This is a genomic window from Ruminococcus flavefaciens ATCC 19208, assembly GCF_000518765.1.
GTDB lineage: Bacteria > Bacillota > Clostridia > Oscillospirales > Ruminococcaceae > Ruminococcus > Ruminococcus flavefaciens.
In genome coordinates, this window is record NZ_JAEF01000027.1 from 1 (window position 1) to 5,073 (window position 5,073).

Here is a 5,073-nt window from a genome sequence, read left to right on the forward strand (position 1 = left end):
TTTTGAAACGAATAAAGCGTAATGCGAGGCAAGAACTCTTAATGAAGTAAAAAGGAAAAGCCCTCGACCGATTAGTACTCGCAAGCTGAACGTGTCACCACGCTTACACTTTGAGCCTATCAAACTCATAGTCTTTGAGAGGTCTTACTCTTACGAAGGGATATCTTATCTTAAGGTCGGCTTCACGCTTAGATGCCTTCAGCGTTTATCCGTTCCGCACTTAGCTGCCCAGCTGTGCCATTGGCATGACAACTGGTGCACCAGCGGTGCGTCCATCCCGGTCCTCTCGTACTAGGGACAGCTCCTTTCAAATATCCTACGCCCACGACAGATAGGGACCGAACTGTCTCACGACGTTCTGAACCCAGCTCGCGTACCGCTTTAATTGGCGAACAGCCAAACCCTTGGGACCGAATTCAGCCCCAGGATGCGATGAGCCGACATCGAGGTGCCAAACCTCCCCGTCGATGTGGACTCTTGGGGGAGATCAGCCTGTTATCCCCAGGGTAGCTTTTATCCGTTGAGCGACGGCATTTCCACTCACATACCGCCGGATCACTAACTCCAACTTTCGTTACTGCTCGACCCGTCAGTCTCGCAGTTAGGCTCGCTTTTGCGTTTACACTCAAAAGCATGGTTTCCATCCATGCTGAGCGAACCTTTGAGCGCCTCCGTTACCTTTTAGGAGGCGACCGCCCCAGTCAAACTGCCCACCTAACAATGTCCCCTGACTCGATTCAGAGCCACAGGTTAGAATTCCAGCACCTCAAGAGTGGTATCCCAAGGTCGACTCCATCAAGGCTGACGCCCTGACTTCCCAGTCTCCCACCTATCCTGTACATGAAATACCGAAATTCAATATTAAGCTACAGTGAAGCTCCATGGGGTCTTTCCGTCTAGTCGCGGGTAACCGGCATCTTCACCGGTACTACAATTTCGCCGGGCGGGTTGTTGAGACAGTGCCCAAATCGTTACACCATTCGTGCGGGTCAGAACTTACCTGACAAGGAATTTCGCTACCTTAGGACCGTTATAGTTACGGCCGCCGTTTACCGGGGCTTCAATTCAGAGCTCTCACTCCTCCTCTTAACCTTCCGGCACCGGGCAGGTGTCACCCCATATACGTCATCTTTCGATTTAGCATAGAGCTGTGTTTTTGCTAAACAGTCGCTTGGGCCTATTCTCTGCGGCTCTACTAAAGAGCACCCCTTCTCCCTAAGTTACGGGGTCAACTTGCCGAGTTCCTTAACAACCCTTCTCCCGTTGGCCTTAGAATCTTCTTCCTGTCTACCTGTGTCGGTTTGCGGTACGGGCTCCATCTTCTGTACACACAGCTTTTCTCGCCTTCTTCCAAACTTACTTCCCGCTCATTCGCAGTCCCTTACGACCGAGGCAACCAACGCTCGGCTAAGCCCTTCAAAAGTGTCCCTGTGCTTAAATGGATGGAGGCTACGGAATTTCTACCGTATGTGCATCGGCTACGCCTTTCGGCCTTACCTTAGCTCCCGGCTTACCAGAAGCGGACGAACCTTCCTTCTGAAACCTTAGACTTTCGGCCATTATGATTCTCACATAATTCTCGCTACTCATTCCGGCATTCTCACTTGTATGAAGTCCACCAGTGCTTCCGCTCTGACTTCACCCCTCATACAACGCTCCCCTACCCCTGTACATTGCTGTACAAGCCCAAGCTTCGGTATAGATTTTAGCCCCGTTGAATTTTCGGCGCAGAGTCACTCGACCAGTGAGCTATTACGCACTCTTTTAATGAGTGGCTGCTTCTAAGCCAACATCCTGGTTGTCTATGCAACTCCACATCCTTCTCCACTTAAATCTATTTCGGGACCTTAGCTGTGGGTCTGGGCTGTTTCCCTTTTGACCACGAGACTTATCTCACGTAGTCTGACTGCTGTACATCAATTATCCGGCATTCTTAGTTTGATATGGTTCAGTAACCTCTCGGCCCCTAGCCAATTCAGTGCTTTACCTCCGGTAATCTAATACAACGCTAGCCCTAAAGCTATTTCGGGGAGAACCAGCTATATCCGGGTTCGATTGGAATTTCTCCGCTAGCCACACCTCATCCGCCACCTTTTCAACGGGGGTCGGTTCGGCCCTCCATGGAGCTTTACCTCCACTTCAGCCTGGACATGGCTAGGTCACCCGGTTTCGGGTCTATGGCATACAACTTGTCGCCCTATTAAGACTTGCTCTCGCTTCGGCTCCACACCTTAAGTGCTTAACCTTGCTGCATACCATAACTCGCCGGACCATTCTACAAAAGGTACCATATCACACGTTAATGTGCTCTATGTGCTTGTAAGCACAGGGTTTCAGGTTCTCTTTCACTCCCCTCCCGGGGTTCTTTTCACCTTTCCTTCACAGTACTTATTCTCTATCGGTCATTGGGTAGTATTTAGGCTTGGAGGGTGGTCCCCCCGACTTCCCACCGGGTTTCACGTGTCCGGCGGTACTCTGGATCCTGCTCGCTGTTATCAAATTTCGCCTACGCGACTCTCACGCTCTCTGATCACTTTTCCCAAAGTGTTCGGCTATCCTCTAACAATACTAAATGCAGTCCGTAACCCCATAAGAATTGCTTCCTATGGTTTGGCCTCTTTCCCGTTCGCTCGCCACTACTTAGGAAATCTCGGTTGATTTCTCTTCCTCGCCCTACTTAGATGTTTCAGTTCAGGCGGTTTCCCTCGTATACCTATTTTATTCAGTATACGATAGCTGAGGTTTGCTCAGCTGGATTGCTCCATTCGGAAATCTCCGGATCAATGTGTACTTACCACTCCCCGGAGCTTATCGCAGTTAATCACGTCCTTCTTCGGCTCCCAATGCCAAGGCATTCGCCCTGCGCTCTTTTTAGCTTTACCATTTTGCTTCATGTTTCTGAGTTCTCGTCTATGAATTGTTAATTCATTTATACTTGTAGTCTTTATTACCCGATAACTATTTTTTAATTATCGTCTTTTTAACTCGTAGTATCCTCATTTGCATTACTTTTGCTTTATTCACTTTTCAAGCTTCTATTTTCTGTTCCTAAGAACAGATTTCAGTAACAAATCTCTTTGTTACTCAAATCTTTTCTCAGTGGTGGGCACAAATGGACTCGAACCATCGACCTCACGCTTATCAGGCGTGCGCTCTAACCACCTGAGCTATGCGCCCATTTTTTGGTGGAGATGAGGAGGATCGAACTCCTGACCCTCTGCGTGCAAGGCAGATGCTCTCCCAGCTGAGCTACACCCCCATTTATTTAGCCCTTAGCCTTTTGCCTTGAGCCTTTTAGGTTTCTTTTCTCAGCATCCTCAAAATCAAACAATGCGAACGGCCCTTGACTGACCAGAGTTTAGAAACTATCTGTTTCTGTACTCCTTAGAAAGGAGGTGATCCAGCCGCACCTTCCGATACGGCTACCTTGTTACGACTTCACCCCAGTCATCAATCCCACCTTCGGCGGCGTCCTCATTGCTGTTAGACTACCGACTTCGGGTGTTACCGACTCCCATGGTGTGACGGGCGGTGTGTACAAGGCCCGGGAACGTATTCACCGCGGCATGCTGATCCGCGATTACTAGCAATTCCGACTTCATGCAGGCGAGTTGCAGCCTGCAATCTGAACTGGGACAATTTTTTGAGATTCGCTCCACGTCACCGTCTTGCTTCTCTTTGTTAATTGCCATTGTAGTACGTGTGTAGCCCAGGTCATAAGGGGCATGATGATTTGACGTCATCCCCACCTTCCTCCGTTTTGTCAACGGCAGTCCCTTTAGAGTGCTCTTGCGTAGCAACTAAAGGTAAGGGTTGCGCTCGTTGCGGGACTTAACCCAACATCTCACGACACGAGCTGACGACAACCATGCACCACCTGTCTATATGTCCCCGAAGGAATTTCATCTATCTCTAGACTATGCATACGATGTCAAGACCTGGTAAGGTTCTTCGCGTTGCTTCGAATTAAACCACATACTCCACTGCTTGTGCGGGCCCCCGTCAATTCCTTTGAGTTTCAACCTTGCGGCCGTACTCCCCAGGTGGATTACTTATTGTGTTAACTGCGGCACGGAAGGGGTCAGTCCCCCCACACCTAGTAATCATCGTTTACAGCGTGGACTACCAGGGTATCTAATCCTGTTTGCTCCCCACGCTTTCGAGCCTCAGCGTCAGTAAAAGCCCAGTAAGCCGCCTTCGCCACCGGTGTTCCTCCTGATATCTACGCATTTCACCGCTACACCAGGAATTCCGCTTACCTCTACTTCACTCAAGAAACACAGTTTCAAATGCAGCCCATGGGTTGAGCCCATGTATTTCACATCTGACTTGCGCTCCCGCCTACGCTCCCTTTACACCCAGTAATTCCGGACAACGCTCGCTCCCTACGTATTACCGCGGCTGCTGGCACGTAGTTAGCCGGAGCTTCCTCCTAAAGTACCGTCATTATCGTCCTTTAAGACAGGAGTTTACAATCCGAAAACCTTCTTCCTCCACGCGGCATCGCTGCATCAGGGTTTCCCCCATTGTGCAATATTCCCCACTGCTGCCTCCCGTAGGAGTCTGGGCCGTGTCTCAGTCCCAATGTGGCCGTTCAACCTCTCAGTCCGGCTACTGATCGTCGACTTGGTGAGCCGTTACCTCACCAACTATCTAATCAGACGCGAGCCCATCTCAGAGTGATAAATCTTTGATAACTAAATCATGCGGTTCAGTTATGTTATGAGGTATTACCATCCGTTTCCAGAAGCTATCCCTCTCTCTAAGGTAGGTTGCTCACGTGTTACTCACCCGTCCGCCACTAAGATAACCTAAGTAAACTCAAATTATCTCCGTTCGACTTGCATGTGTTAAGCGTGCCGCCAGCGTTCGTCCTGAGCCAGGATCAAACTCTTTATTAAAGTTGTATATATAAATCCTTAGATTTAAATATCGATCCAGTTCATAACGCTTGCGTTATTACTCGTTAAAAGTGTTTTTTAGTCTTTTCTTGACTTTCCTTCTTTAAAAAGGAATCTCAAGGGTCGTTACTTTTTCTTATTCGCATTGTTCAATTTTCAAGATGCTGTTTAC

General features: G+C 49.0%; 2 tRNA genes and 2 rRNA genes. All 4 read right to left on the bottom strand.

The annotated features are described in order from the left end of the window. Nucleotides 1-51: 51 nt before the first annotated feature. Nucleotides 52-2,882 (bottom strand): 23S ribosomal RNA (locus L870_RS0106720). Nucleotides 2,883-3,100: 218 nt separating this feature from the next. After that, a tRNA-Ile gene (locus L870_RS0106725) sits at nucleotides 3,101-3,177 on the bottom strand. A 6-nt stretch (nucleotides 3,178-3,183) separates the two neighbouring features. Further along, nucleotides 3,184-3,259: transfer RNA gene (locus tag L870_RS0106730), tRNA-Ala, on the bottom strand. A 129-nt stretch (nucleotides 3,260-3,388) separates the two neighbouring features. After that, nucleotides 3,389-4,901: ribosomal RNA gene (locus tag L870_RS0106735) — 16S ribosomal RNA — on the bottom strand. The 16S and 23S rRNA genes sit together here with 2 tRNA genes alongside, the layout of an rRNA operon. Nucleotides 4,902-5,073 lie beyond the last annotated feature (172 nt).